22 protein-coding genes and 2 pseudogenes are annotated in these 23,958 nt (G+C 74.1%); 18 read left to right on the top strand and 6 right to left on the bottom strand.

What is annotated here, in order from left to right:
• Both GFJ45_RS08775 and GFJ45_RS08770 read right to left on the bottom strand, forming a co-directional pair.
• Positions 1-284, bottom strand: a pseudogene (locus GFJ45_RS08775) (helicase-associated domain-containing protein); the annotation flags it as partial.
• 22 nt (positions 285-306) lie between these two features.
• Positions 307-1,122, bottom strand: coding sequence for a SurA N-terminal domain-containing protein (locus tag GFJ45_RS08770; protein WP_153396252.1), 816 nt, complete (start codon positions 1,120-1,122; stop codon positions 307-309).
• Positions 1,123-1,326: 204 nt separating this feature from the next.
• On the opposite strand from GFJ45_RS08770, the gene menD reads away from it, so the two are divergent.
• Entirely contained in the window at positions 1,327-3,150 is a 1,824-nt protein-coding gene (menD, locus tag GFJ45_RS08765; RefSeq protein ID WP_153396250.1) for a 2-succinyl-5-enolpyruvyl-6-hydroxy-3-cyclohexene-1-carboxylic-acid synthase, read from the top strand.
• Here menD and GFJ45_RS08760 read toward each other — a convergent pair.
• The gene (locus GFJ45_RS08760; RefSeq protein WP_153396248.1) at positions 3,129-4,469 is read right to left on the bottom strand and encodes a GNAT family N-acetyltransferase; all 1,341 of its coding nucleotides are present in this window, start codon (positions 4,467-4,469) and stop codon (positions 3,129-3,131) included. The genes menD and GFJ45_RS08760 overlap by 22 nt on opposite strands.
• A gap of 113 nt (positions 4,470-4,582) precedes the next feature.
• On the opposite strand from GFJ45_RS08760, the gene GFJ45_RS08755 reads away from it, so the two are divergent.
• Complete coding sequence (locus GFJ45_RS08755) at positions 4,583-5,839, top strand: MFS transporter (protein ID WP_153396246.1); 1,257 nt, start codon at positions 4,583-4,585, stop codon at positions 5,837-5,839.
• Here GFJ45_RS08755 and GFJ45_RS08750 read toward each other — a convergent pair.
• Entirely contained in the window at positions 5,821-6,366 is a 546-nt protein-coding gene (locus tag GFJ45_RS08750) for a GNAT family N-acetyltransferase (RefSeq protein WP_228386736.1), read from the bottom strand. The two genes, GFJ45_RS08755 and GFJ45_RS08750, sit on opposite strands and share 19 nt — an antisense overlap.
• Positions 6,363-7,706 (bottom strand): isochorismate synthase, encoded by a 1,344-nt coding sequence (locus GFJ45_RS08745; RefSeq protein ID WP_228386734.1) that lies wholly within the window; start codon positions 7,704-7,706, stop codon positions 6,363-6,365. The genes GFJ45_RS08750 and GFJ45_RS08745 overlap by 4 nt, the downstream gene beginning before the upstream one ends.
• A 65-nt stretch (positions 7,707-7,771) precedes the next feature.
• Here GFJ45_RS08745 and GFJ45_RS08740 point away from each other — a divergent pair, with 65 nt between their 5' ends.
• From GFJ45_RS08740 to GFJ45_RS08695, 10 genes and pseudogenes are all read left to right on the top strand, one after another.
• Positions 7,772-8,473, top strand: coding sequence for a demethylmenaquinone methyltransferase (locus GFJ45_RS08740; RefSeq protein ID WP_153396242.1), 702 nt, complete (start codon positions 7,772-7,774; stop codon positions 8,471-8,473).
• A gap of 246 nt (positions 8,474-8,719) precedes the next feature.
• Positions 8,720-9,985 (top strand): geranylgeranyl reductase family protein, encoded by a 1,266-nt coding sequence (locus GFJ45_RS08735; RefSeq protein ID WP_228386740.1) that lies wholly within the window; start codon positions 8,720-8,722, stop codon positions 9,983-9,985.
• Between the two features lie 103 nt (positions 9,986-10,088).
• Positions 10,089-10,457: an NADH-quinone oxidoreductase subunit A gene (locus tag GFJ45_RS08730; protein WP_153396239.1), complete on the top strand. Its 369-nt coding sequence runs from the start codon at positions 10,089-10,091 to the stop codon at positions 10,455-10,457.
• 53 nt (positions 10,458-10,510) lie between these two features.
• Complete coding sequence (locus GFJ45_RS08725) at positions 10,511-11,065, top strand: NuoB/complex I 20 kDa subunit family protein (RefSeq protein WP_153396237.1); 555 nt, start codon at positions 10,511-10,513, stop codon at positions 11,063-11,065.
• Positions 11,065-11,874, top strand: a complete 810-nt coding sequence (locus GFJ45_RS08720; RefSeq protein WP_153396235.1) for an NADH-quinone oxidoreductase subunit C — start codon at positions 11,065-11,067, stop codon at positions 11,872-11,874. The genes GFJ45_RS08725 and GFJ45_RS08720 overlap by 1 nt, the downstream gene beginning before the upstream one ends.
• Positions 11,874-13,217, top strand: a complete 1,344-nt coding sequence (locus GFJ45_RS08715; protein ID WP_153396233.1) for an NADH-quinone oxidoreductase subunit D — start codon at positions 11,874-11,876, stop codon at positions 13,215-13,217. The genes GFJ45_RS08720 and GFJ45_RS08715 overlap by 1 nt, the downstream gene beginning before the upstream one ends.
• Before the next feature lie 32 nt (positions 13,218-13,249).
• Positions 13,250-14,155 carry an NADH-quinone oxidoreductase subunit NuoE gene (gene nuoE / locus GFJ45_RS08710; protein ID WP_153396256.1) on the top strand — a complete coding sequence of 302 codons (906 nt, stop codon included), beginning with the start codon at positions 13,250-13,252 and terminating at the stop codon, positions 14,153-14,155.
• Complete coding sequence (nuoF, locus tag GFJ45_RS08705; protein ID WP_153396231.1) at positions 14,152-15,465, top strand: NADH-quinone oxidoreductase subunit NuoF; 1,314 nt, start codon at positions 14,152-14,154, stop codon at positions 15,463-15,465. The genes nuoE and nuoF overlap by 4 nt, the downstream gene beginning before the upstream one ends.
• A pseudogene (locus GFJ45_RS08700) lies at positions 15,462-17,120 on the top strand (NADH-quinone oxidoreductase subunit G); the annotation flags it as partial. The gene nuoF and the pseudogene GFJ45_RS08700, both read left to right, overlap by 4 nt.
• A complete protein-coding gene (locus GFJ45_RS08695; protein WP_153396227.1) occupies positions 17,074-18,477 on the top strand; it encodes a glycine--tRNA ligase in 1,404 nt (467 codons plus the stop codon). The pseudogene GFJ45_RS08700 and the gene GFJ45_RS08695, both read left to right, overlap by 47 nt.
• A gap of 25 nt (positions 18,478-18,502) precedes the next feature.
• Here the strand turns inward: GFJ45_RS08695 and GFJ45_RS08690 are convergent, their stop codons facing one another.
• Entirely contained in the window at positions 18,503-19,114 is a 612-nt protein-coding gene (locus tag GFJ45_RS08690) for a LysE/ArgO family amino acid transporter (protein WP_323368724.1), read from the bottom strand.
• 69 nt (positions 19,115-19,183) lie between these two features.
• Here GFJ45_RS08690 and GFJ45_RS08685 point away from each other — a divergent pair, with 69 nt between their 5' ends.
• The 6 genes from GFJ45_RS08685 to GFJ45_RS08660 all read left to right on the top strand — a co-directional run.
• On the top strand, positions 19,184-20,140 hold the full coding sequence (locus tag GFJ45_RS08685; protein ID WP_153396225.1) for a LysR family transcriptional regulator ArgP: 957 nt from the start codon (positions 19,184-19,186) through the stop codon (positions 20,138-20,140).
• A gap of 112 nt (positions 20,141-20,252) precedes the next feature.
• Complete coding sequence (locus GFJ45_RS08680) at positions 20,253-20,810, top strand: SigE family RNA polymerase sigma factor (RefSeq protein WP_153396223.1); 558 nt, start codon at positions 20,253-20,255, stop codon at positions 20,808-20,810.
• On the top strand, positions 20,807-21,670 hold the full coding sequence (locus GFJ45_RS08675; protein ID WP_153396221.1) for a hypothetical protein: 864 nt from the start codon (positions 20,807-20,809) through the stop codon (positions 21,668-21,670). Before GFJ45_RS08680 ends, GFJ45_RS08675 begins: the two co-directional genes overlap by 4 nt.
• Before the next feature lie 156 nt (positions 21,671-21,826).
• Entirely contained in the window at positions 21,827-22,969 is a 1,143-nt protein-coding gene (locus GFJ45_RS08670; protein WP_153396219.1) for an LLM class flavin-dependent oxidoreductase, read from the top strand.
• Positions 22,966-23,664 (top strand): CE1759 family FMN reductase, encoded by a 699-nt coding sequence (locus GFJ45_RS08665; protein ID WP_153396217.1) that lies wholly within the window; start codon positions 22,966-22,968, stop codon positions 23,662-23,664. The genes GFJ45_RS08670 and GFJ45_RS08665 overlap by 4 nt, the downstream gene beginning before the upstream one ends.
• Positions 23,665-23,698: 34 nt before the next feature.
• On the top strand, positions 23,699-23,958 hold a 260-nt coding region (locus GFJ45_RS08660), incomplete at its 3' end, for a tRNA-dihydrouridine synthase (protein WP_194288590.1).

Genomic DNA, 23,958 nt, shown 5'->3' with positions numbered 1-23,958 from the left:
ACCACCACCGCCTCGAGCGTCTGCAGCCGCGCCAGGTCCAGCCCCTCCAGCGCCCGCTGGATGCTCGCCCGGGTGGTCGCCCGCGCCGCCAGCGTGGTGACGTCACTGGGCACCGGACGAGCCAGGTCGGGCCGGGCCCGCAACAGCGCAGCCAGCTCCTCGTCCTCGCGGCGGCGCAGCTCATCGGCCAGCGACCGCGCCGAGGCCCGAGCAGCCGGCTGGCCGGGGCGCGCCACCGGCGTCGCGGGCTGGTCGGGCAGGTCAGGCTGGTCGGGATCGGCCACCCGACCTACCGTAGCCGCGACCTCACAGGTGCACGGTGATGTCGGCCTCCTGGCGCAGCTCGGCCACCAGTGCCTGCACCGCCTCGTTCTCCTTCTCGGCCTGCACCTGCTGCTCCAGCTGCGGCTTGACGTCCTTGAACGGCGGCAGGCCGCCCTCGCTGCCGCCCTGGCCGCCGTCGCCGCCCTGCTGCTCGGCGATCTTGTCGTACATCGCCTTCAGCTCTTCCTCGGTGGGCTTCTCCACGTTGCCGCGGTCGGCGATGAGGGCCTCGACGAGGACCTGCTTGCGGACCTCCTCACGGACCTGCTCCTCGGACATGCCCTGCTGCTCCTTCAGCGCGGTGAGCAGCTGGTCCGCCGAGCCCATCCCGTTGGAGGCGGCGAGCTCGTCGAGGGTCTGGTCGACCTGCTTGGCGCCGGCGTCGTAGTCGCCGCTCTCGGCCTCCTGCACCAGCAGCTCGTTGTCGACGAGCCGGTCGGCCGTCTGCTGCTTGAGCTGCTGCTGGTCGACCTCCTCGCCGCTGGCCTGGGCGGTCATCGCGGCCTGCTGGAACTGCGCCTGGTAGGTCTGCACGAACTGGTCCTTGGTGATCTCCTCACCGTTGACCTCGGCGACCACGTCGGGCACGTCGGAGACGTCGGCCTCGGGCGGTTGCGCCTGCTGGTCGCCGCCGGGCTGCTCGGTGGCCTGTGCCCCGGCGGGCTCGCTGGTTGCGGCCTCGTCGGTGTCACCGGTGTCGCCGGAGTCGCCGGAGCCGCAGGCAGCGAGCACGGCGGTGGCGGACAGGGCCAGCGCGGCCAGCCACGCGGTGCGGCGGTGCTGCCTGGTGGGGGTCATGGGTCCTCCTCGGATGGGGACAGGGGAAGGGGTACTGCTCGGGGTCTGGGGTCGGCGGGGCGTCGGTGCGCCCTTGCCTCGGACTACGGTACGGGCTGTTCCTGCGTCCGGTGCCCAGTGCGCACCCACGCGGCGTTCAGGAAGGCGTGGCAGCGCCGCGTCGCGGCCGGGCCCGGGCCGGCGTCCCCGTGCGAGGATCGGCCGGTGACCCCCGCGAGCGCCCTGGCCACCGTCCTGCTCGACGAGCTGGAGCGGTGCGGCGTGCGGGAGGTCGTGCTGGCCCCCGGCTCGCGGTCGGCGCCGCTGGCCTACGCCGCGCACGCGGCCGACCGGGCGGGCCGGCTGCGGCTGCACGTGCGTGTCGACGAGCGTACCGCGGGCTTCCTCGCGCTGGGACTGGCGCTGTCCACGGGTCGGCCCGCGGCCGTGGTGACCACCTCGGGGACCGCGACGGCCCACCTACACCCGGCGGTGCTGGAGGCCCACCACGGCCTGGTCCCGCTGCTGGTGCTGACCGCGGACCGGCCCGAGGAGCTGCTGGAGGCCGGCGCGAACCAGACCACTGCCCAGCCGGGGCTGTTCGGTCCGGCCGTGCGCTGGCACCGGTCGCTGGCTTCTCCCGCTGTGCTCGAGCCGTCCCGGGACGAGCCGCTGTGGCGCACCGTCGCCGACCGGTCCTACGCGGCCGCGACCGGCGTGCTCGGCGGGGACCCCGGTGCGGTGCACCTCAACCTGGGACTGCGGGACCCGCTGGTGCCGGAGCCGGAACGGAGCGGCCACGACGACGACAACGACAACGACGGCGACCCGGGTAGCGGCTCGCGCGCCACCCCCGGTCCCGACCCGGACTGCTACCCGGGCCGGCCCGACCGGGAGCCCTGGACGGCGCTGCCACCGGCGCTGCCGGCAGCGGCGCCGTTGGCCGCCGGCCCGGACGAGGTGCACGCGCTGCTGGACCCGGGCGCCCGCACGCTGGCGGTCCTGGGGCACCTGCCCACGCCGGCGCACAGCCAGCAGGCGCTGGCGCTGGCGCTGCGGGCGCACTGGCCGGTGCTGGCCGAGCCGTTCGGGGACGGCGACCGCACCTCGGTGCTGCCCCACGGCCCGCTGCTGCTGGAGCGTGGCGCCCTGGCCGCCGACCCGGCGCACCGCCCGGAGCGGGTCGTCGTGATCGGCCGGCCCACGCTCAGCCGGGCGGTGGCCCGGCTGCTGCGGGACCCGCGGGTGCGCGTGGAGACGGTCACCGCCTCGCCGCGGTGGCCCGACCCGGGGCACACCAGCACCCGGGTGCACCCGTGGGGCGTGGTCCGGGCGGCCACCGCCCAGCTCGCCGAGGGCGGGCTCCCGCCGCAACCGGCCGAGGTGGCCCGCTGGGGCCGGGACTGGGTCGCCGCGGGCCGCCGGCTGGCCGCGGAGGTCCCCCAGCTGCTCGCCTCGCAGTGGCCCGCCGGGCCGGCGGTCGCCGCGTCCGTCCACGGGGCGCTGGGGCCCGATGACGTGCTGGTCGTCGGCTCCTCCAACGCCGCCCGCGACCTGGACTACGCCGCCGGTGCCCGGCACGGCCCGACGGTGCTGGCCAACCGGGGCCTGGCCGGCATCGACGGCACCGTCTCCACGGCCGTCGGGGTAGCGCTGACCCGCCGGTCCCGCCGGACCGTCGCACTGCTGGGCGACCTGACCTTCCTCCACGACGCCAACGGCCTGGCGATCGGCCCGGAGGAGCCGCGACCACGGCTGCTGCTGGTCGTGGTCAACGACGACGGGGGCGGCATCTTCGCCACCCTGGAGCACGGCGAGCCGCAGCGGGCAGCCAGCTTCGAGCGGGTCTTCGCCACGCCCACCGGCACCGACCTGGCCGCCCTGTGCGCCGCCCACGGCGTGCCGCACACCCTGGTCACCGACCCGGAGCAGCTGGCGCGCGAGGTGCGCGCGCCGCTGCCCGGGATCAGGGTCGCCGAGGTGCGGGTCGACCGCGGCCGGCACCGGGCACTGCGCGCGCAGCTGCGTCAGAAGCCGATCGCCGAGTAGGGGCCGGTGTCGGCCCGCAGTGCCCGGGACAGCTCCCGCACCGCGCCCGCACGCAGCTCGGTGACCCAGCCGGCGGCGGCCTGCGCCGCGACCGGGCGGTCACCGGCGTAGGCGGCGCCGAGGACGTTCACGTCCAGCCGCACGTCCGCGTCGGCGTCGGTGGGCTCGCAGCGGCCGGTGCCGTCCGCGCCCGCGGTGAGCCGCCACCGGCCGGCGTTCCACGGGCACACCGCGTCGCTGACCTCCAGCACGACGTCGCAGCCGGTGGCGTACCCGCGCTCGGTGAGCGCCCTGGGCAGGTCCACCAGCCGCAGCCACAGCGAGTCCCCGACCCGCGTCTGCGTCGACCGGTGCCCACCGGCCCACCACAGCAGCGGGTCGTCCAGGCTGCGGTCCCACAGCGTCACCTTCGCGGTCAGGTCGAAGTCGACCAGCCGCCGGCCCAGCGCCAGCAGCGTGCCGGGGTCCTCGGCGGCCAGCTCGTGCACCTGCACGGTGCCCTCCGGCACGCCGACGTCGGACCACTTGCTCTCCCGCCGCAGCACCGCGTAGCCGGTGAGCTGGTCGTCCACCTGCGCCAGCAGCACCCGCAGCGGCTCCTTGCGCCCGCGGACCGTGGGGAAGTCGTGGAACCAGGTCGCCACCACGTCCTCCCCGCGGGCCACCGCACCCAGCGTGCGGGCCGCGGTCCAGCTGTGGGCGGCGTGCACGGCCGCGCGGCCGGCCGGGGTGTCGAGCGTGGCCAGGTGCAGGCGCACCCGCCGGGCCGCCTCCGCCACCTCCGGCGGGGCGGTGAGCTCGGCGCCACGGCCCAGCGTCGCCTGCACCTGCAGCGTCGCCGAACCGTAGCCGTAGCGCCCGTAGATGGCCGGCTCGGAGGCGTGCAGCCCGGCGACGGCCGCCTCCCCCCGCTCCTTCACCCGGTGCAGGTGGTCGGTCATCATGGCGCGCAGCACACCGCGGCGGCGCAGGTCGGGGTGCACGCCGACCCAGGTCAGGCCGTCCATCGGCAGGTGGGTGAGGCCGCCCAGCGGCCCGGGCACGGTCACGCCCATCAGCCAGGCGCTGTAGAGGCCGGCCAGCGGCTGGTACTCCTCGGGGTCACCGAGCCGGCCGGCACGCTCCTCGTCGGTGAACAGCGCGGCGCGGGTGCGGGACCAGTCCAGGGTCTCGACGTGGTCCTCGGCCGTCAGGCCCGGGTGGGTCTCGAACCAGACCAGGTCCTCGTGCCGGCGGATCCGCTCGGCGTCGGCCGTGCTGAGGTCGGTCATCTCCCGCGTCGGGGCAGCGGCGGGGGTGCTGTCGTCGGATACGCTCACGGGGGTCGATCCTCCCAGCCGTGCCGGGGATCGGCCAGGGGGTTTCCGACACCGGCGTCGCCCCCGCCCTCCCCGCTGCTGCTCCCTCCCGCTCCCCGAAGGGGTGCCCGCCCGTGACCTCCCGACCGACCGCCCGCGGCCGTGCCGCCGCGGCCGGCTCCCCCCGCGCCGTCCTGGTGGTGTTCGCCGTGAGCGGCTTCGTCATGGGGCAGACGCTGGCGCGGGTGCCGGCCGTGCGCGACCAGGTGGGCGCCAGCCAGGCCGAGCTCGGCCTGGCACTCGTGGGCGGCGGGCTCGGGGCGGTGCTGGCGATGCCGTTCACCGCCCGCCTCGTGGACCGGTGGGGGACCCGCCGGGTGGTCACCGTGGCGCTGGCCCTGGGCTGCCTGGGCTGGGGCTCGGTCGGCCTGGCGCCCACCGTGTGGGCACTCGGCCTGCAGCTGCTGCTGGCCGGCGCGGCGGTCGGCATCTGGGACGTCGCGATGAACATCGAGGCCGCCGAGGTCGAGCGGCGCCGCGGGCGCACCTGGATGCCGTACTTCCACGCCGCCTTCTCCGCCGGCACGGTCCTGGGCGCCGCGCTGGCCGGCGTCGCCGCCTGGGTCGGCGTCGGCACCGGGCAGATCCCGGTGCTGGCGCTGCTGGCGCTGGTGGCCGGGCAGCTCGGCGTCCGCCCGTTCCTGGGCGTGACGCCGCCGCCCGAGGGCGAGCCGGACCCACCCGCCCAGGCCGCGGCGCCGGGCGCGGAGGGCCCCGGGACCGGTCGGGGACCGGGCCGCGGCGTCACGCCCGTCGAGCTGGTCATCGGCCTGGTGGCCCTCGGGGCTGCGCTGGCGGAGGGCGCCGCCGGTGACTGGCTGGCGCTGCTGCTGGTGGACGTGCACCGGGCGCCGGAGGCGGTCGGGGCGGCGACGTTCACCGCGTTCGGGCTAACCATGTTCCTGGGCCGGCTGGCCGGCGGCCGGGCCATCGAACGGTGGGGCCGGATCGCGGTGGTGCGCGCCGGGGCGCTGCTGACGGTGGCCGGGATCCTGCTGCTCACCGTGGCTCCGGAGCTGCCCGTGCCGCTGGCCCTCGCCGGCGGGCTGCTGTGGGGGCTGGGCATCGCCGCGACCTTCCCGGCCTGCATGTCCGCGGCCGCCGAGGTGCCCGGCCGCGGCAGCCGGGCCATCGGCACCGTGGCCACGATCGCCTACGGGGCGTTCCTGTTCGGCGCCCCGCTCATCGGCCTGCTCGCCGAGCAGTTCGGGCTGGCCAGGGCGCTGTGGACGGTCGTCGCCTTCCTGGTGCTCATGGCGCTGCTGAGCCGGTCCCTGCGGCCGGGGCCGGCGGTGGCCGCCCCCCGGCCGGCTCAGCTGGAGACCCAGTAGCGCCGCTTGCCGGGCGCGCCGCCCGGCTGCGGGCGGACGTCCTCCAGCACTCCACCGCAGGCCTCGATCACCCGCGCCGAGGCCAGGTTGTCCTCATCGCAGGTGACCAGCACCTCCGCCAGCCCCAGCGCGGCACACCGCCGCAGTGCCAGCGCGAGGATCGCCCGCCCGTAGCCGCGCCGCCGCCAGGCCGGCCGCACCGCGTAGCCGACGTGGCCCCCAAGCTCCAGCAGCGCCGGCGTCAGGGCGTGCCGGACCGAGACCCGGCCCACCACCTCGCCGGACACGTCGGCGAGCAGGTAGTCCGCCGGCACCCGGCCGCGCGGCAGGTCGGTCCCGGCGGCCTCCCGGGCGAGCTCGGCCAGCTGGGCCGGCCAGGGCAGCTCGGGGGAGAACAGGAAGTCGAACCCGTCGGCGGCCAGCTCGGCGTGGGCGGCCCGGCAGGCCGACTCGTCGGCGAGAGTGGGTCGTCGCAGCCGCAGCTCTCCGGCGCCGGGGCCGGCTGCCGGCCCGGGTGGTCCGGTCACGACGCCGCGGGGCCGGCCACCCCGAGGGCGTGCCGCATCGCGGCCAGCTTCATCGTGGTCTCGGTCAGCTCGGCGTCGGGGTCGGACGCGGCGACGATCCCGCCGCCGGCGAACAGCCGCATCCGGTGCCGGTCAGCCAGCAGCTGGCCGCACCGCAGCGCGATGCCCCAGTCACCGTCGCCCGCGGCGTCCACCCAGCCGACGGGCCCGGCGTAGCGCCCCCGGTCCATGCCCTCCAGCTCGGTGATCACCCGGCCCGCCGCCTCGGACGGGGTGCCGCACACCGCCGCCGAGGGGTGCAGCGCCGCCGCGAGGACGAGCGAGGTGGCCCCGTCGCGCAGCTCCCCGGTCAGGTCGCTGGCCAGGTGGTACACGTCCGGCAGCTCCAGCACGAACGGCTCGGCCGGTACGTCCAGCGTGGTGCAGTGCGGCTGCAGCGCCTCGGCGACCGAGCGCACGGCGTACGCGTGCTCGCCGAGGTCCTTGTCGCTGGAGACCAGGTGCAGCCGCGGGTCCTGCCGGTGCGGGTTCTCCAGGTCCGGGTGGGTCTCGGTGACCGACGGCGCCGGGTCGTGGTCGCGCCGGACGGTGCCGGCCAGCACCCGGGACCGGACCTGCCCGTGCTGCAACCGGACCAGCATCTCCGGGGTGGCGCCCACCAGCCCGTCCACGGCGAACGTCCAGGTGGCCCGGTAGCGGCCCGCCAGCCGCCGCAGCAGCCGGTCCACCCGCAGCGGCGTCCGGGAGGTGGCCAGCACGTCGCGGGCCAGCACGACCTTGCCGACCTCCCCGGCCTCGATGCGGCGGATCGCGGCGGCGACCACGCGGGGCCAGCCGGACGCGGCGACCGCGCCGTCCGCCACGCTGACGGCCGTGCCCGGTGGCCCGTCCTCGGTGCCGCCCCCGCCGGGTGCGGGGGCGGGCGGTGGTGCGGCTGGCTCCCGGCCCTCGGCGACGGTGGTGACCCAGGTCCGGCCACCTCGCCGGCCCACCAGGACCTCAGGCACGACCAGCCCGCCACCGTCCCTGGAGTCGGCGGCGAACGCGAACGAGCCGAAGCCGACCAGCCCGGTCCCCGGCAGCCGCACCTCGTCGCGCACGTCGGCGCGGGCCACCACCGCCTGCCACCACCGCTCGGCCTCGGCGAACCGGGCGGGGCCGCGGGCCGGGCAGACGGCGGCGCGGCCCCAGCCGAGCAGGCCCTCGCCCTCGCGCAGCCAGCACAGGACCGACCGCGGATCGACGCCCTGCGGCAGCCAGCCGAGCAGGTCAGCCCGGTCGGGACGGTCGTCTCCGGGCTCGACCTCGACGGTGCGCGCGAGCAGGCGCGGAGCGGTCACGGTCACGAGGGGCCACTGTAGGCCGCTCCTCCGCCCGCCCCGGCAGCCGGTGCGAGGATGGGGCCATGATCCGGGCCAGCCTCGACAAGCAGCCGCGCCAGGTCGCCGCGATGTTCGACGACGTGGCCCGCCGCTACGACGTCACCAACGACGTGCTCTCGGCCGGGCTGGACCGCCGGTGGCGGCGCGCGGTCACCGACGCGGTCGCGCCGCGGCCGGGGGAGCGGGTGCTCGACATCGCGGCCGGCACCGGGACCAGCAGCGAGCCGTTCGCCGCGGCCGGAGCCACCGTGGTCCCGGCCGACTTCTCGCTCGGCATGCTGCGGGAGGGGCGGCGGCGGCGCCCGGGGCTGGCCTTCACCGCCGCCGACGCGCTCGCGCTGCCGTTCGCCGACGGCAGCTTCGACGCGGTGACGATGTCGTTCGGGCTGCGTAACGTGGCCGACCCGGCGGCGGCGCTCGCGGAGTTCCACCGGGTCACCCGGCCCGGAGGGCGGCTGGTGCTCTGCGAGTTCAGCACCCCGACGTGGGGACCGTTCCGGACCCTCTACCGCGAGTACCTCATGCGGGCGCTGCCGGCGGTGGCACGGCGGGTGAGCAGCAACCCGGAGTCCTACCTCTACCTCGCCGAGTCGATCCAGGCCTGGCCGGACCAGGAGCAGCTGGCCCGCACGGTCCGTGCCGCCGGGTGGGGCCAGGTGCGCTGGCGCAACCTCACCGGAGGGGTGGTGGCGCTGCACCACGCGGTCGCGGTCCCTGCCGCCTGACGCCGGCCGGACACCCCGCAACCTGCCCAACGCCGCCGGACACCCGCCTGCCACCCGGGCCCGCCGCCTGGTTAGGACTACCTCAGTGACTGTGGCCGGGGGCGGCTCCTAGACTGGCCCGGTTGAGTTCGTGAAAGTCTTCACAAGCGAGGGACCGTGACCCAGCACGCAGCCGCGACGGAGGCGGAGCGCCCCGCGCCCGGCCGCGACCAACCGCGGCCGCGGTTCGACGAGACCGCTGACGTCATCGTGGTGGGCGCCGGTCCGGGGGGCTCGACCACCGCGGCCTACCTGGCGGGGCACGGCCTGGACGTGCTGCTGCTGGAGAAGACCGCGTTCCCGCGCGAGAAGGTCTGCGGCGACGGGCTCACCCCGCGGGCGGTCAAGGAGCTGATCTCGCTCGGTGTCCCGACGCCGGCCGAGGACGGCTGGATCCGCAACCACGGGCTGCGGATCATCGGTGGTGGGATGCGGCTGCAGCTGGACTGGCCCGACACCGCCGCCTTCCCGCCGTACGGCCTGGTCCGCACCCGGCAGGACTTCGACGACATCCTGGCCCGGCACGCCGCCGCCCGGGGCGCCCGGCTGCACCAGCGCACCAACGTCGCCGGCCCGGTCCTGGACGACCGCGGCCACATCGTCGGGGTGCGCGCCAAGCTGGTGGGCCAGGACGACCGGCCGACCGGGGAGGTGCGCACCTTCGGCGCGCCCGTCGTGGTGGCCGCCGACGGCAACTCCTCCCGGCTGTCGCTGGCGATGGAGCGGCCCAAGCGTGACGACCGCCCGATGGGGGTGGCGGTCCGCACCTACTACACCTCCCCCCGCCACGACGACGACTACCTGGAGTCCTGGCTGGAGCTGTGGAGCGAGTCGCCCGAGACCGGCCAGCGGGTGCTGCTGCCCGGCTACGGGTGGGTGTTCGGCGTCGGCGACGGCACCTCCAACGTCGGGCTGGGGATCCTCAACACCTCGGCCGCGTTCGGCAAGGTCGACTACAAGGACGTGATGCGCCGCTGGGTGGCGACCATGCCGGAGGAGTGGACCTACGGCGACGACACCCAGGTGGGCCCGATCCGTGGCGCCGCGCTGCCGATGGGGTTCAACCGGCAGCCGCACTACGACCGCGGCCTGGTGCTGGTCGGCGACGCCGGCGGCATGGTGAACCCGTTCAACGGCGAGGGCATCGCCTACGCGATGGAGTCCGGCCGGCTCGGCGCCGAGGTCATCGCCTCGGCGCTGGCCCGGCGCACGCCCGCCGAGCGGGAGCGGGTGCTGGCCTCCTACCCGCGGGTGATGAAGGACGCGCTCGGCGGCTACTACACCCTCGGCCGCCACTTCGCCCGCCTCATCGGCCACCCCGAGGTGATGCGGCTGGCGACCCGGTACGGCCTGCCCCGCACCACCCTGATGAAGATGCTGCTCAAGACCATGGCCAACCTCGCCGAGCCGCACGGCGGGCGGCTCGACGACCGGGTCATCACCGCCCTCTCCAGGATGACCCCGGCGGCATGAGCAGCCCCACCACCCTTAGGATTGCACTGCGCCGAGCCGTGCCCGGCACGTGTGGGCTCGCTCCGCTCGCGCGCCCGGGACTGCACCGAAAGGAGCGAGGGCGATGACCGAGTACCACCCGTACCTGCCCGTGCTGATGTTCTTCGCCCTCGGCATCGGCTTCGCCGCCGTGTCGCTACTGGGCGGGGTCCTCGTCGGTCGGCGCACCTACAACCGGGCCAAGGCCGAGCCCTACGAGTGCGGCATCCAGCCCACCCCGCAGGCCCACGGCGGCGGCAAGATCCCGGTCAAGTACTACCTGACCGCGATGCTGTTCATCGTCTTCGACGTCGAGGTGCTCTTCCTCTACCCGTTCGCGGTCGCGTTCGACCAGGTCGGGCTGTTCTCCGTCGTGGCGATGATCCTCTTCCTCGTGGTGGTGTCTGTCCCGTTCGTCTACGAGTGGAGCCGGGGAGGCCTGGAGTGGGACTGAGCGGTCGCGGCTGGGCCACAGCAGGCTGGAACACGGAAGGCTGGGTGTGAGTCATGGGACTTGAGGACAAGATCCCGGGGGGCATCGCGCTGACCTCGGTGGAGACCTTGGTCGGGGAGATGCAGGCCCGGTCGATGTGGCCGGCCACGTTCGGGCTGGCCTGCTGCGCCATCGAGATGATGGCGGTGGGCACGCCCGACTACGACATCGCCCGGTTCGGGATGGAGCGGTTCGCCGCCACCCCCCGGCAGGCGGACCTGATGATCGTCGCCGGCCGGGTGAGCCAGAAGATGGCCCCGGTCGTGCGCCAGGTCTACGACCAGATGGCCAACCCCAAGTGGGTGCTCTCGATGGGGGTGTGCGCCAGCTCCGGCGGCATGTTCAACAACTACGCCATCGTGCAGGGCGTGGACCACATCGTCCCCGTGGACATCTACCTGCCGGGCTGTCCGCCGCGGCCGGAGATGCTCATCAACTCCGTGCTGTCGCTGCACGAGTCGATCCGCAACTCCAAGTTCGGGGTCGACCGGGTCGAGGCCGCCCGCGCCGCCGAGGCGGCCGCGCTGGAGGCGACCCCGACGCACCAGATGAAGGGACTGCTCGCCTGATGGCCGACGAGAAGGACACTCGGGACCAGGAGCACCAGCCCGCGCGCACCGACGAGCAGAAGGTGGACACCACCCACGCGCAGGAGACCGGGGCGGCCTCGGTGAGCGCTGAGGCCGCGCTCCCGGACACCGGTGCCGCCCGGTTCGACACCGAGCCCCGCCGGGTGGGGGAGCGCCGCGGCATGTTCGGCACCTCCTCCGGCAACGACACCTCCGGCTACGGCGGGCTGCGCCAGCCGATCCTGTTCCCCGGCACGTCCCCCCGCCCCTACGGCGGCTACTTCGACGCGGTCGTGGACGCGCTGGCGGAGGCGACCGGAGAGGTCTTCGAGGCGGCCGTCGCCAGTGTCGTCGTGGACCGCGGCGAGCTGACCCTCCACGTGCGCCGGGAGCACCTGCCGACGGTCGCGCGCGCGCTGCGCGACGACGCGGCGCTGCGGTTCGAGATGTGCACCGGCGTCTCGGGCGTGCACTTCCCCGACCACGCCGGCGCCGAGCTGCACGCCGTCTACCACTTCCAGTCGATCACGCACAGCCCCCGCCGGGTGCGCATCGAGGTGACCTGTCCGGAGGAGGACCCGCACATCCCCTCGATCGTGGGCACCTACCCGGGCAACGACTGGCACGAGCGGGAGACCTGGGACATGTTCGGGATCATCTTCGACGACCACCCCGCACTCACCCGCATCCTGATGCCGGACGACTGGCCCGGCCACCCGCAGCGCAAGGACTACCCGCTGGGCGGGATCCCCGTGGAGTACAAGGGCGCGACCATCCCGGCGCCCGACGAGCGCAGGAGCTACAACTGATGTCGACCCGCACCGATCACGACCTCTACGGCGAGGGCGACGCCGTCGAGGGTGCCGTCTTCACCGCCGCCGGCGGCGACTGGGACCAGGTCGTGGCCGACGCGGCCGCGCTCGGCGAGGAACGCATCGTGGTCAACATGGGACCGCAGCACCCCTCCACCCACGGCGTGCTGCGACTGATCCTGGAGCTGGACGGGGAGCTGGTCCGCGAGGCGCGCGCCGGCATCGGCTACCTCCACACCGGCATCGAGAAGAACATGGAGTACCGCACCTGGGTGCAGGGCACCACGTTCTGCACCCGGATGGACTACCTGATGCCGATCTTCAACGAGACGGCCTACTGCCTCGGCGTCGAGAAGCTGCTCGGCATCACCGACCAGGTCACCACCCGCGCCAACGACATCCGGGTGCTGATGATGGAGCTGAACCGGGTCGGCTCCCACCTCATCGCGCTGGGCACCGGCGGGATGGAGCTCGGCGCGACCACCGTAATGACCATCTGCTTCCGGGAGCGGGAGCGGATCCTGCGGTTCTTCGAGGCCGTCACCGGGCTGCGGATGAACCACGCCTACGTCCGGCCCGGCGGGGTCAACCAGGACGTGCCCGCGGAGGCGCTGGACGCCCTGGAGGCCGAGCTGGGCCTGCTCAAGCGGGGGATCTCCGAGCTGGAGAAGCTGCTGCTGAAGAACCCGCTGCTGATCGGCCGCACCCAGGACGTGGGGCACCTGGACCTGGCCGGGTGCATGGCCCTCGGCATCACCGGCCCCATCCTGCGCTCGACCGGGCTGCCACACGACCTGCGTAAGGCCGACCCCTACTGCGGCTACGAGACCTACGACTTCGACGTGGTCACCCGCGACAGCACCGACGCCTACGGCCGGCTGTGCATCCGCATCGACGAGATGTGGGAGTCGCTGCGGATCGCCGAGCAGGCGATCGCCCGGCTGCGCGACTCGGCGGGGGAGCCGGTCATGGTCGCCGACAAGAAGATCGCCTGGCCGGCGCAGATGAACGTCGGCCCCGACGGCCAGGGCAACTCCCTGGAGCACATCCGCCGGATCATGGGCGAGTCCATGGAGGCCCTCATCCACCACTTCAAGCTGGTGACCGAGGGCTTCCGGGTCCCACCGGGGCAGGCCTACGCGGCGATCGAGTCGCCGAAGGGCGAGCTGGGGTGCCACGTCGTCTCCGACGGCGGCACCCGCCCCTACCGGGTGCACGTCCGGGACCCCTCCTTCAACAACCTGCAGGCGATGTCGGTGATGAGCGAGGGCGGCCTGGTCGCCGACGTCATCGTCGCGGTCGCCTCCATCGACCCCGTGATGGGAGGTGTGGACCGGTGAGCGAGGCCCACGTCGAGGCCCGGCAGGGCAACCTGCCCCACGACCCGATCCACCACAAGGAGCCGCTGCACGCCAGCGAGCAGGACTACTCGCCGCAGGTGCTGGAGCAGCTGCGGCGGGACGCCGCCGAGGTGATCAGCCGCTACCCGCAGCCGCGCTCGGCGCTGCTGCCGCTGCTGCACCTGGTGCAGAGCGTGGACGGCTACGTCACCGGCCGGGGCGTGCGGTTCTGCGCCGAGCAGCTGGACCTCAGCGCCGCGGAGGTGTCGGGGGTGGCCACCTTCTACACCCAGTACAAGCGCCACCCCAACGGCGACTACACGGTCGGCGTCTGCACCAACACACTGTGCGCGATCATGGGCGGCGACCAGATCTACGAGGAGGTCAGCGACCACCTCGGCGTCGGCCACGACGAGACCACCCCCGACGGCAAGGTCACCCTGGAGCGGGTCGAGTGCAACGCCGCCTGCGACTACGCACCGGTCGTGATGGTCAACTGGGAGTTCTTCGACAACCAGACCCCCGAGACCACCAAGGAGCTGGTCGACCGGCTCCGCCGCGGCGAGACGGTGACCCCCTCCCGGGGCCCGAGCCGGGTGTGCGACTTCCGGCACATCTCGCGCGTCCTGGCCGGGTTCGACGACGGCCTCGCGGACGAGGGACCCGGTGCCGGCGGGCCGTCGCTGGAGGGACTGCGCATCGCCCAGGAGCAGGGCTGGCGCGCCCCCTCCCCGCAGGAGGCCGCCGACGACGAGCCGGACGACACCCGGTCCGACGTCGAGCCCGAGGCCGGCGAGCAGCAGAGCTCGGCCGACACCCCCGCCAACGCCCCCGGCGAGCGGCCGGAGTCCGGTGGCGGCGAGCCCGAGACCGGGACGAGCGGCCGGGACACCATCGCAGGCACCGACGCCGACGGCGGGAAGGAGGGGCAGGAGTGAGCACCCAGCTGACCCCGATCCTGACCAAGTTCTGGGACCACCCGCAGTCCTGGACCCTGGGCACCTACGAGGACAACGAGGGGTACCAGGCGCTGCGCAAGGCGCTGCGGACGCCGCCGGAGGAGCTGGTGCAGGGCACCAAGGACTCCGGGCTGCGCGGCCGCGGCGGCGCCGGCTTCCCGGCGGGCATGAAGATGGGCTTCCTGCCCCCGCCCGACGGCGGGCCCCGCTACCTGGTGGTCAACGCCGACGAGTCCGAGCCGGGCACCTGCAAGGACATCCCGCTGATGATGGCCGCCCCCCACTTCCTCATCGAGGGCATGATCATCACCGCCTACGCCATCGGCAGCAACCACGCCTTCATCTACGTCCGCGGTGAGGTCGTGCACGTCTACCGGCGGCTGATGCGCGCGGTGCAGGAGGCCTACGCCGCGGGCTACCTGGGCCAGGACATCCTGGGCAGCGGGTTCAACCTGGACATCACCGTCCACGCCGGCGCCGGCGCCTACATCTGCGGCGAGGAGACCGCGCTGCTGGACTCGCTGGAGGGGCGCCGCGGCCAGCCCCGGCTGAAGCCGCCGTTCCCGGCCGTCGCCGGCCTCTACGCGCGGCCGACGGTGCTCAACAACGTGGAGACCATCGCCAGCGTCCCGCCGATCGTGCTGCACGGTGTGGACTGGTTCACCGGGATGGGCACCGAGAAGTCGCAGGGCTTCGGCCTGTTCAGCCTCTCCGGGCACGTCACCCGGCCGGGCCAGTACGAGGCGCCGCTGGGCATCACGCTGCGCGAGCTGCTGGACATGGCCGGCGGCATGCGGAACGGGCGCAAGCTGAAGTTCTGGACCCCGGGCGGCTCGTCCACCCCCATCTTCACCGACGAGCACCTGGACGTCCCGCTCGACTTCGAGTCCGTGGCCAGCGCTGGCTCGATGCTGGGCACCCGCGCGCTGATGATCTTCGACGAGACCACCTCGGTGGTGCGGGCGGTGGCGCGCTGGACCGACTTCTACGCCCACGAGTCCTGCGGCAAGTGCACGCCCTGCCGCGAGGGGACGTTCTGGCTCAAGCAGATCCTGGACCGGATCGAGCACGGCCGTGGCAGCCAGGACGACATCGACAAGCTCGTCGACATCTGCGACAACATCCTGGGCCGGTCGTTCTGCGCCCTGGGCGACGGTGCCACCAGTCCGATCACCTCCGCGGTGAAGTACTTCCGGGAAGAGTTCGAGGCCGGGATGCACACCCCGGCCGCTGAGCTGTTCCCGCCGGAGCGCTCGACGCTGTTCGCGAAGGAGACCCTCCCCGCATGACCGTCAACACCTCTCCCGCTGCCGGGGGCAACGCCGTCTCCGAGGGGGGCGACGCCCAGGTCCCCGCCGAGCCGGACGTCAAGCACGTCAACGCCACCATCGACGGCGTGCCGGTGAGCGTGCCGGAGGGCACCCTGGTGATCCGCGCCGCCGAGCGGATCGGGGTGCAGATCCCCCGGTTCTGCGACCACCCGCTGCTGGACCCGGTGGGTGCCTGCCGGCAGTGCATGGTGGAGGTCGCCATGCCCGACCGCGAGGGCAACGTGCGGCCGATGCCGAAGCCGCAGGCCTCCTGCACCATGACCGTGACCGAGGGCATGGAGGTCAAGACCCAGCACAGCTCGCCGGTCGCCGACAAGGCACAGCAGGGGCAGATGGAGTTCCTGCTCATCAACCACCCGCTGGACTGCCCGGTCTGCGACAAGGGTGGCGAGTGCCCGCTGCAGAACCAGGCGCTGTCCAACGGCCGGCCGACCTCCCGGTTCGAGGACGTCAAGCGCACCTTCCCGAAGCCGATCAACATCTCCTCCCAGGTGCTGCTGGACCGGGAGCGCTGCGTGCTGTGCGCGCGGTGCACCCGGTTCTCGGACCAGATCGCCGGTGACCCGTTCATCGCGCTCATCGAGCGGGGCGCGCTGCAGCAGGTCGGCATCTACGAGGAGGAGCCCTTCGAGTCCTACTTCTCCGGCAACACCGTCCAGATCTGCCCGGTCGGGGCGCTGACCGGCGCCGCCTACCGGTTCCGGTCCCGCCCCTTCGACCTGGTCTCCACCGAGAGCGTCTGCGAGCACTGCGCCTCCGGCTGCGCCATCCGGACCGACAGCCGGCGGGGCGTGGTGCTGCGTCGGATGGCGCTGGAGGACCCGGCGGTCAACGAGGAGTGGAACTGCGACAAGGGCCGCTGGGCCTTCACGTACGCGACCCAGCCGGACCGGCTGCGTGACCCGGTCGTCCGCGGCGAGGACGGCCAGTACCGGGTCGCCCCCTGGGGCGAGGCGATCGGCGCGGCCGCGGCCGGGCTGGCGGCCGCCCGCACCGACGGCGGCGCCGGCGTGCTCGTCGGTGGGCGCGTCAGCGTCGAGGACGCCTACGCCTACAGCAAGCTGGCCCGCACCGCGCTGGGCAGCAACGACATCGACTTCCGCGCCCGGCCGCACTCGGCCGAGGAGGCCGACTTCCTCGCCGCCTGCGTCGCCGGCCGCACCGACGTCACCTACGAGCGGCTGGAGCGAGCCGCCTCGGTGCTGCTGGTGGGCCTGGAGCCGGAGGAGGAGAGCCCGATCGTGTTCCTCCGGCTGCGCAAGGCGAACCGGAAGAACAAGACCGCCGTCTACGCCGTGGCCCCGTTCGCCAGCCGCGGCCTGGCCAAGGCCGGCGGCACGCTGCTGCCGGCTGCTCCCGGCACCGAGGCGGAGGTGCTGCGGGCGCTGGTGCAGCGCTACGGCCGCAGCGAGGGCGCAGCGGGCCCGACCGAGCCCACCGCCGGAACCGAGCCGCTGGCCGCCGCCGGTGACGCGCTCGGTGAGGACTCGGTGATCCTGGTCGGCGAGCGGCTGGCCACCGTCCCCGGCGCGCTGTCGGCCGCCGCGGCCACCTACACTGGCCGCCATGGCAGCCACCTCCACCGTCGACACGGTCGTCTCGCTCTGCAAGCGTCGCGGGTTCGTCTTCCCCTGCGGGGAAATCTACGGGGGGACCCGCTCGGCCTGGGACTACGGACCGCTCGGGGTGGCGCTGAAGGACAACATCAAGAAGCAGTGGTGGCGGGCCATGGTGCAGACCCGTGACGACATCGTGGGACTGGACTCCTCGGTGATCCTGCCGCGGCAGACCTGGGTCGCCTCCGGGCACGTCGGCGAGTTCTCCGACCCGCTCACCGAGTGCCAGTCCTGCCACAAGCGGTTCCGCGCCGACCACCTGCAGGAGGACTACGCCGAGAAGCAGGGCCGCAAGGGCAGGCAGGTCGACCCCGACGCGGTGCCGCTGACGGAGATCAACTGCCCCAACTGCGGCACCAAGGGCGCCTGGACCGAGCCGCGCGAGTTCAACATGATGCTCAAGACCTACCTGGGCCCGGTCGAGGACGAGTCCGGCCTGCACTACCTGCGGCCGGAGACCGCCCAGGGGATCTTCGTCAACTTCGCCAACGTGATGACCGCCTCGCGCAAGAAGCCACCGTTCGGCATCGCCCAGACCGGCAAGAGCTTCCGCAACGAGATCACCCCGGGCAACTTCATCTTCCGCACCCGCGAGTTCGAGCAGATGGAGATGGAGTTCTTCGTCGAGCCGGCGACGGCGGCCGAGTGGCACCAGTACTGGATCGACGAGCGCACCCGCTGGTACACCGACCTGGGCATCGACCCCGGCAACCTGCGCCACTACGAGCACCCGGCCGACAAGCTCTCGCACTACTCCGACCGCACCGTCGACATCGAGTACCGGTTCGGCTTCGCCGGCACCGAGTGGGGCGAGCTGGAGGGCATCGCCAACCGCACCGACTTCGACCTGAGCACCCACGGCCGCCACTCCGGGCAGGACCTGTCCTACTTCGACCAGGCCACGGGGGAGCGGTACGTCCCCTACGTCATCGAGCCGGCGGCCGGGCTGTCACGCTCGCTGATGACCTTCCTCGTGGACGCCTACACCGAGGACGAGGCACCCAACACCAAGGGCGGCGTGGACAAGCGCACCGTGCTCCGGCTCGACCCGCGGCTGGCGCCCACCAAGGTCGCCGTGCTGCCGCTGTCGCGCAACGCCGACCTCACCCCCAAGGCCCGTGACCTGGCCGCCGCGCTGCGCCGGCACTGGATGGTCGACTTCGACGACGCCGGGGCGATCGGGCGCCGCTACCGCCGCCAGGACGAGGTCGGCACCCCCTACTGCGTCACCGTCGACTTCGACACCCTCGAGGACCACGCGGTGACGGTGCGGGAGCGGGACTCGATGGCCCAGGAGCGCATCGCGCTGGACAAGGTGGAGGCCTACCTGGCCGAGCGCCTCGTCGGCTGCTGAGGAGAGAGCGGCCGCGCGCGGGCCCTCACGCGTGCAGCAGCAGCGCGGTGCCCAGCCCCATCATGGAGGCGGCGATCCCGGCGTCCAGGGCACGCCAGGCCGACGGGCGCCGGAAGAGCCGGCCCAGCCGGCCGGCGCCGTAGCCGAGACCGACGAACCAGCTGGTGCTGGCGGCCACCAGCCCGGCGTAGAACCACCAGCGCCCCTCGGGGCCGTGCCCGTTGGCCACCGTGCCCAGCATCATGATGTCGACGTACAGGTGGGGGTTGAGCCAGGTCAGCGCCGCCACCGTGAGCACCGCCCGCCGGGCGGATCCGCTCTCACCCCCGGCGGCGCGCAGGCCGGCGCCGCCCCGCCAGGCCCGCCAGGCGGCGGTGATGCCGTACCCGATCACGAACAGCCCCCCGGCCCAGGTCGCCACCGGGAGCAGGCCCGGCCAGCGCTGCAGCGCCAGCCCCACACCGCCGACCGCGGCCCCGATGAGGACCACGTCGCTGACGATGCAGACGGCGATCACCGGCAGCACGTGCTCCCGGCGCAGCCCCTGCCGCAGGACGTAGGCGTTCTGGGCACCGATCGCCGCGATCAGCGCCCAGCCGGTGAGGATCCCGGCGACCATCAGAGTCAGCTGCTGCACGGCACTACGGTAGACAGCCACGCCGCAACAGTGAAGCGAAAGATTCTTCAGGATCATTAGCATTGCTTCATGACGAGATCCGTGGACCTCGACCCGGTCGCGCTCCGGACGCTGGCGGCGGTCATCCGGGCGGGGACCTTCGACGGGGCCGCTCAGGCGCTGCGGGTGACGCCCTCGGCGGTCAGCCAGCGGGTCCGGGGGCTGGAGCGCCAGGTGGGGCGGGTGCTGGTGCTGCGGACCAAGCCGGTCGAGGCCACGCCGGCCGGGCAGGTGCTGCTCCGGCTGGCCCGGCAGACCGATCTGCTGGAGCAGGAGGCGCTGGCCGCGCTCACCGGGCAGGGCGGCGCCGCGGCGGGGGAGGGGCCTGGGGAGGCCCGGGCCCGGCTGGCCGACGCGGACCTTCCGCACGCCGAGATCCCGGTCGTGGTCAACGCCGACACCCTGGCCGCGTGGCTGCTGCCCGCCCTGGCAGAGGTGCAGCGCAGCCACCGGGTCACCTTCGAGCTGCTCCGGGAGGACGAGGGCCACAGCACCGAGCTGCTCCGGCAGGGACAGGTGATGGCCGCGGTCACCTCCGACCCGCGCCCGGTGCAGGGCTGCCGGGTGGTCCGGCTCGGGGTGCTGCGCTACCTGCCGGTCGCCACCCCGGCGTTCCTCGCCCGGTGGCTGCCGGAGGGGCCGCGGCCGGCGGAGCTGGCGCGGGCGCCGATGATCAGCTACGACCGCAAGGACACCCAGCAGGAGGAGATGCTGCGCCGGCTCACCCGGCAACGGCTGGCGCCGCCGACCTCCTACATCCCCTCCAGCCACGAGTTCGACGAGGCGGTGCGGCTGGGGATCGGGTGGGGGATGCTGCCCGAGGCCTGGATCCGCGCGGACCTGGCCAGCGGCCGGCTGGTGCCGCTCGCCGACCGGTACCAGGACGTGACCAGCTACTGGCAGCACTGGGCGCTGGACTCCCCGCTGCTGGATGCGCTGACCGCCGCGGTGCTGCGGGCGGCCCGGCACGGGCTCGCCCCCGGGTAGCGGCGGTGGCCACCCGGTAGGTGCGGGTGACAACCGCAGCGCGGTAGGGACGAACCTGCTGGGGTGTCCCGCGCGTCACAGTGGCAGAGCGCGACGAGAGCGAGGTGAGCAGGTGGTCCGGTCCCAGCCCCCGGGTGCGGCAGCCGACGACGAGGCGCAGTTCGTGGCGTTCGTCCACGCCCGCCGTGCGGCGCTGGTGCACAGCGCCTCGCTGATGACCGGTGACGTGCACCTGGCCCAGGACCTGGTGCAGGAGGCCCTCATCAAGCTCGCCGACCGGTGGGGTGCGGTGACGCGGGGCGCGGAGTACGCGTACGTGCGCCGCACGCTCTACCGGGACTGGGTCTCCCGGTGGCGGCGGCAGCGCCGCGAGCGGCTGGCCGAGGACCCGGCGCCGGCCGGGGACCGCCGCCACGAGGGGCGGCAGGACCCGGTCGCCGACTGGGAGGCGGGCGCGGCCGTCCGGCAGGCGCTCGCGCAGCTGCCCGAGCGACAGCGGGCCGTCATCGTGCTGCGCTACTACGAGGACATGTCCGAGCACGGCATCGCCGAGCTGCTCGGGATCAGCCCCGGCACGGTCAAGAGCCAGGCCAGCGCCGCGATGCAGACGCTGCGCCGGATCGTGCCCGAGCTGGAGGGACTCAGCACCGGAAAGGGGGAGGCCCGATGAGCTCCCAGGACTTCGAGCAAGCCCTGCGCGCGTGGCTTCGCCAGGGCGAGGGCGCCGCCGGGGGCACCGACCCCGGCTCGCTGTGGCGGGCGGGCCGGCGCCGCCGTACCCGCCGGGTGCTGCTGGGCGGCGCCACCGGGATGGGACTGGTGGCGGCGGTTGCCGCCGGGGTGCTGGCCGTCGGCGGCGGGCTGCTGCCCGAGGCCACCGACACCGGTCCGGCGAACCCCACCGTCACCGTCCCCGCGCCGACCACCGAGGAGGACCTGGACCAGGAGGAGGACCCGGGCCAGGACGAGCAGACCGCGGCGCCCCCCGCTCCCGAGCCCTCCCAGGACGCGGGTGAGGGCCACGAGGAGCCGGGCCAGGACCAGCCGCAGGACTGGGGCGAGCCGCTCGCGGAGTGCTCCACCGGGGCCTACACCCCCGGACCGATGGACACGACGGGGCTGCCCGCGGAGGTCGCCGACACCGTCACCGCCCTGGTGCGTGACGCCATGCGGTGCGACGAGCAGGCCCTTATCGAGCGAGCGGAGCAGGACGGCACCTCGCTGTCCTTCGGCAGCACGCCGGCCGCGGAGGCGCTGGCGATCCCGCAGGAGGACCCGCGCTACCTGTCCATGGTGGTGCTGCTGACCGACACCGAGTGGGCGGTCGACGACGCCGGGGAGGAGCGCTACTACGTGTGGCCGGCGGCCTTCCATGCCGACGCCTCCGAGGAGGACTGGCAGGACGTGCGCGAGGCCGGGCTCCACGAGCCCGCGCTGCTCGACCAGATGCAGCAGGCCGGCAGCTACATGGGCTGGCGGGTCGGCATCACCGAGTCCGGCGAGTGGCGGTTCCTCATCGCCGGGGACTGACCCCCGGCCGCACCGCCGCCCCGTCCGTGCGGGCGGGGCGGCTGCCGTGCTGGGCTGCGGAATGCAGCCGGCCGCCACCGCGTTGGCTGGTTGAAACCGCAACGAGCCTCGGGGTCGCCACCGGCACCGCGGGGCGGCCCGTGGGAAGGTGGAGCCATGCAGTTCGGTGTGTTCAGCGTCAGCGACGTCACGCCCGACCCGACGACCGGTCGGACCCCGACCGAGGGTGAGCGGGTGCAGGCGATGGTGCAGATCGCCCGCAAGGCCGAGGAGGTCGGGCTCGACGTGTTCGCCACGGGGGAGCACCACAACCCCCCGTTCGTGGCCAGCTCACCGACGACGATGCTGGGGTACATCGCCGCCCAGACCGAGCGGCTCACCCTCTCCACCTCCACCACGCTCATCACCACCAACGACCCGGTGAAGATCGCCGAGGACTACTCGATGCTGCAGCACCTGGCCGGCGGCCGGGTGGACCTGATGATGGGTCGGGGCAACACCGGCCCGGTCTACCCCTGGTTCGGTCAGGACATCCGCAACGGCATCGCGCTGGCGGTCGAGAACTACCACCTGCTGCGCCGGCTGTGGCGCGAGGACGTGGTCACCTGGGAGGGGCGCTTCCGCACCCCGCTGCAGGGCTTCACCGCCACGCCGCGGCCGCTGGACGGCGTGCCCCCGTTCGTCTGGCACGGCTCCATCCGCAGCCCGGAGATCGCCGAGCAGGCGGCCTACTACGGCGACGGGTTCTTCCACAACAACATCTTCTGGACCATGGACCACACCTCGCGGATGGTGAACCTCTACCGCCGCCGGTTCGAGCACTACGGCCACGGCCGGGCCGACCAGGCCGTCGTCGGCCTGGGCGGGCAGGTGTTCATGCGCAAGAACAGCCAGGACGCGGTCCGGGAGTTCCGCCCCTACTTCGACGTCGCACCGGTCTACGGGCACGGGCCCTCGCTGGAGGAGTTCAGCCGCGACACCCCGCTGACCGTGGGCAGCCCGCAGCAGGTCATCGAGCGCACCCTCACCTTCGCCGACGCGGTGGGTGACTACCAGCGCCAGCTGTTCCTCATCGACCACGCCGGCCTGCCGCTGAAGACCGTGCTGGAACAGATGGACATCCTCGGCGAGGAGGTCGTGCCGGTGCTGCGCACGGAGTTCGAGGCGCGACGGCCGGCCCACGTGCCCTCGGACCCGCCGAGCCACGCCGACCTGGTCGCTGCCGGCGAGGACCACCCGCACGCCCGCACCAGCCCGCGCGCCCGGCAGCAGGCCGGTGCTGCCCCGGAGCGGGCATGACCCGGCTGGTCGTCCTCACCGCGGGCCTGAGCTCGCCGTCCTCGACCCGGATGCTCGCCGACCGGCTCACCGCTGCCGTCGAGGACCAGCTGCGGACCCGGGGGGAGCAGCCGGAGACCACGGTGCTGGAGGTGCGCGAGCTGGGCACCGACGTCATGCGGGCGATGCTCGGAGGCGGGATGCGGTCGCCGGCGCTGGAGCGCGCCAACGCCGCGGTCGCCGAGGCCGACGCCGTCATCGCCGTCACCCCGGTCTTCAGCGCCTCGGTCAGCGGGCTGTTCAAGTCCTTCCTCGACGTGCTGGAGCCGGGGGTGCTGGCCGGCACCCCGGTGCTCCCCGGCGCGACCGCCGGCACCGAGCGGCACTCGCTGGTCATCGACCACGCGCTGCGCCCGGTGCTGACCCATTTGGGCGCGATGGTGGTGCCCACCGGCGTGTTCGCGGCGACGTCGGACTTCGGCGCCGGCGGCGGGAGCGGTCTGGAGGCCCGGGTGCGCCGGGCCGCGGAGGAGCTGGTGCAGCTGACTGCCCCGGCCACCGGAGCGCCCGGCGTCAGCGGCACCGACCAGCAGCAGACGGAGCCGCAGCGAGGAGGCGGGCGGGCGCGCCACGCCGACCCGCTGGCCGAGGCGGAGGCCGCCGAGGCCGAGGGCAGCTTCACCCCGTTCGAGGAGCTGCTCGGGCGGCCGACCTGAGCACCCGGCCGGGTCTGGGAGAATCGGGCCCGTCATGAGCGCCACCACCCTGCCCCGCGCCGCGTCCGGTCCCGCCCCGACGCCGGTGCTGCCGCCGCTACGCATCGGCGACCACACCATCGACTCGCCGGTGGTGCTGGCGCCGATGGCCGGCATCACCAACCGGGCGTTCCGGCGGCTGTGCCGGCACTACGGCGCCGAGGGACTGGCCGCCGGCGGCGCCGGCGGGGCCACCTCCCTCTACGTGAGCGAGATGGTCACCTCCCGGGCGCTGGTCGAGCGCACCCCGGTCTC

It is taken from the genome of Ornithinicoccus halotolerans (genome assembly GCF_009602535.1).
Taxonomy (GTDB): domain Bacteria; phylum Actinomycetota; class Actinomycetes; order Actinomycetales; family Dermatophilaceae; genus Ornithinicoccus; species Ornithinicoccus halotolerans.
This window is presented reverse-complemented; position numbering and strand designations above follow the sequence as displayed.

Bases quoted from the DNA above. Each gene is read 5' to 3' on its own strand.
- GFJ45_RS08770 (WP_153396252.1), bottom strand. From the start codon at position 1,122: ATGACCCCCACCAGGCAGCACCGCCGCACCGCGTGGCTGGCCGCGCTG.
- GFJ45_RS08740 (WP_153396242.1), top strand. From the start codon at position 7,772: ATGATCCGGGCCAGCCTCGACAAGCAGCCGCGCCAGGTCGCCGCGATG.
- GFJ45_RS08730 (WP_153396239.1), top strand. From the start codon at position 10,089: ATGACCGAGTACCACCCGTACCTGCCCGTGCTGATGTTCTTCGCCCTC.
- GFJ45_RS08725 (WP_153396237.1), top strand. From the start codon at position 10,511: ATGGGACTTGAGGACAAGATCCCGGGGGGCATCGCGCTGACCTCGGTG.
- GFJ45_RS08720 (WP_153396235.1), top strand. From the start codon at position 11,065: ATGGCCGACGAGAAGGACACTCGGGACCAGGAGCACCAGCCCGCGCGC.
- GFJ45_RS08715 (WP_153396233.1), top strand. From the start codon at position 11,874: ATGTCGACCCGCACCGATCACGACCTCTACGGCGAGGGCGACGCCGTC.
- GFJ45_RS08695 (WP_153396227.1), top strand. From the start codon at position 17,074: ATGGCAGCCACCTCCACCGTCGACACGGTCGTCTCGCTCTGCAAGCGT.
- GFJ45_RS08685 (WP_153396225.1), top strand. From the start codon at position 19,184: ATGACGAGATCCGTGGACCTCGACCCGGTCGCGCTCCGGACGCTGGCG.
- GFJ45_RS08675 (WP_153396221.1), top strand. From the start codon at position 20,807: ATGAGCTCCCAGGACTTCGAGCAAGCCCTGCGCGCGTGGCTTCGCCAG.
- GFJ45_RS08670 (WP_153396219.1), top strand. From the start codon at position 21,827: ATGCAGTTCGGTGTGTTCAGCGTCAGCGACGTCACGCCCGACCCGACG.
- GFJ45_RS08665 (WP_153396217.1), top strand. From the start codon at position 22,966: ATGACCCGGCTGGTCGTCCTCACCGCGGGCCTGAGCTCGCCGTCCTCG.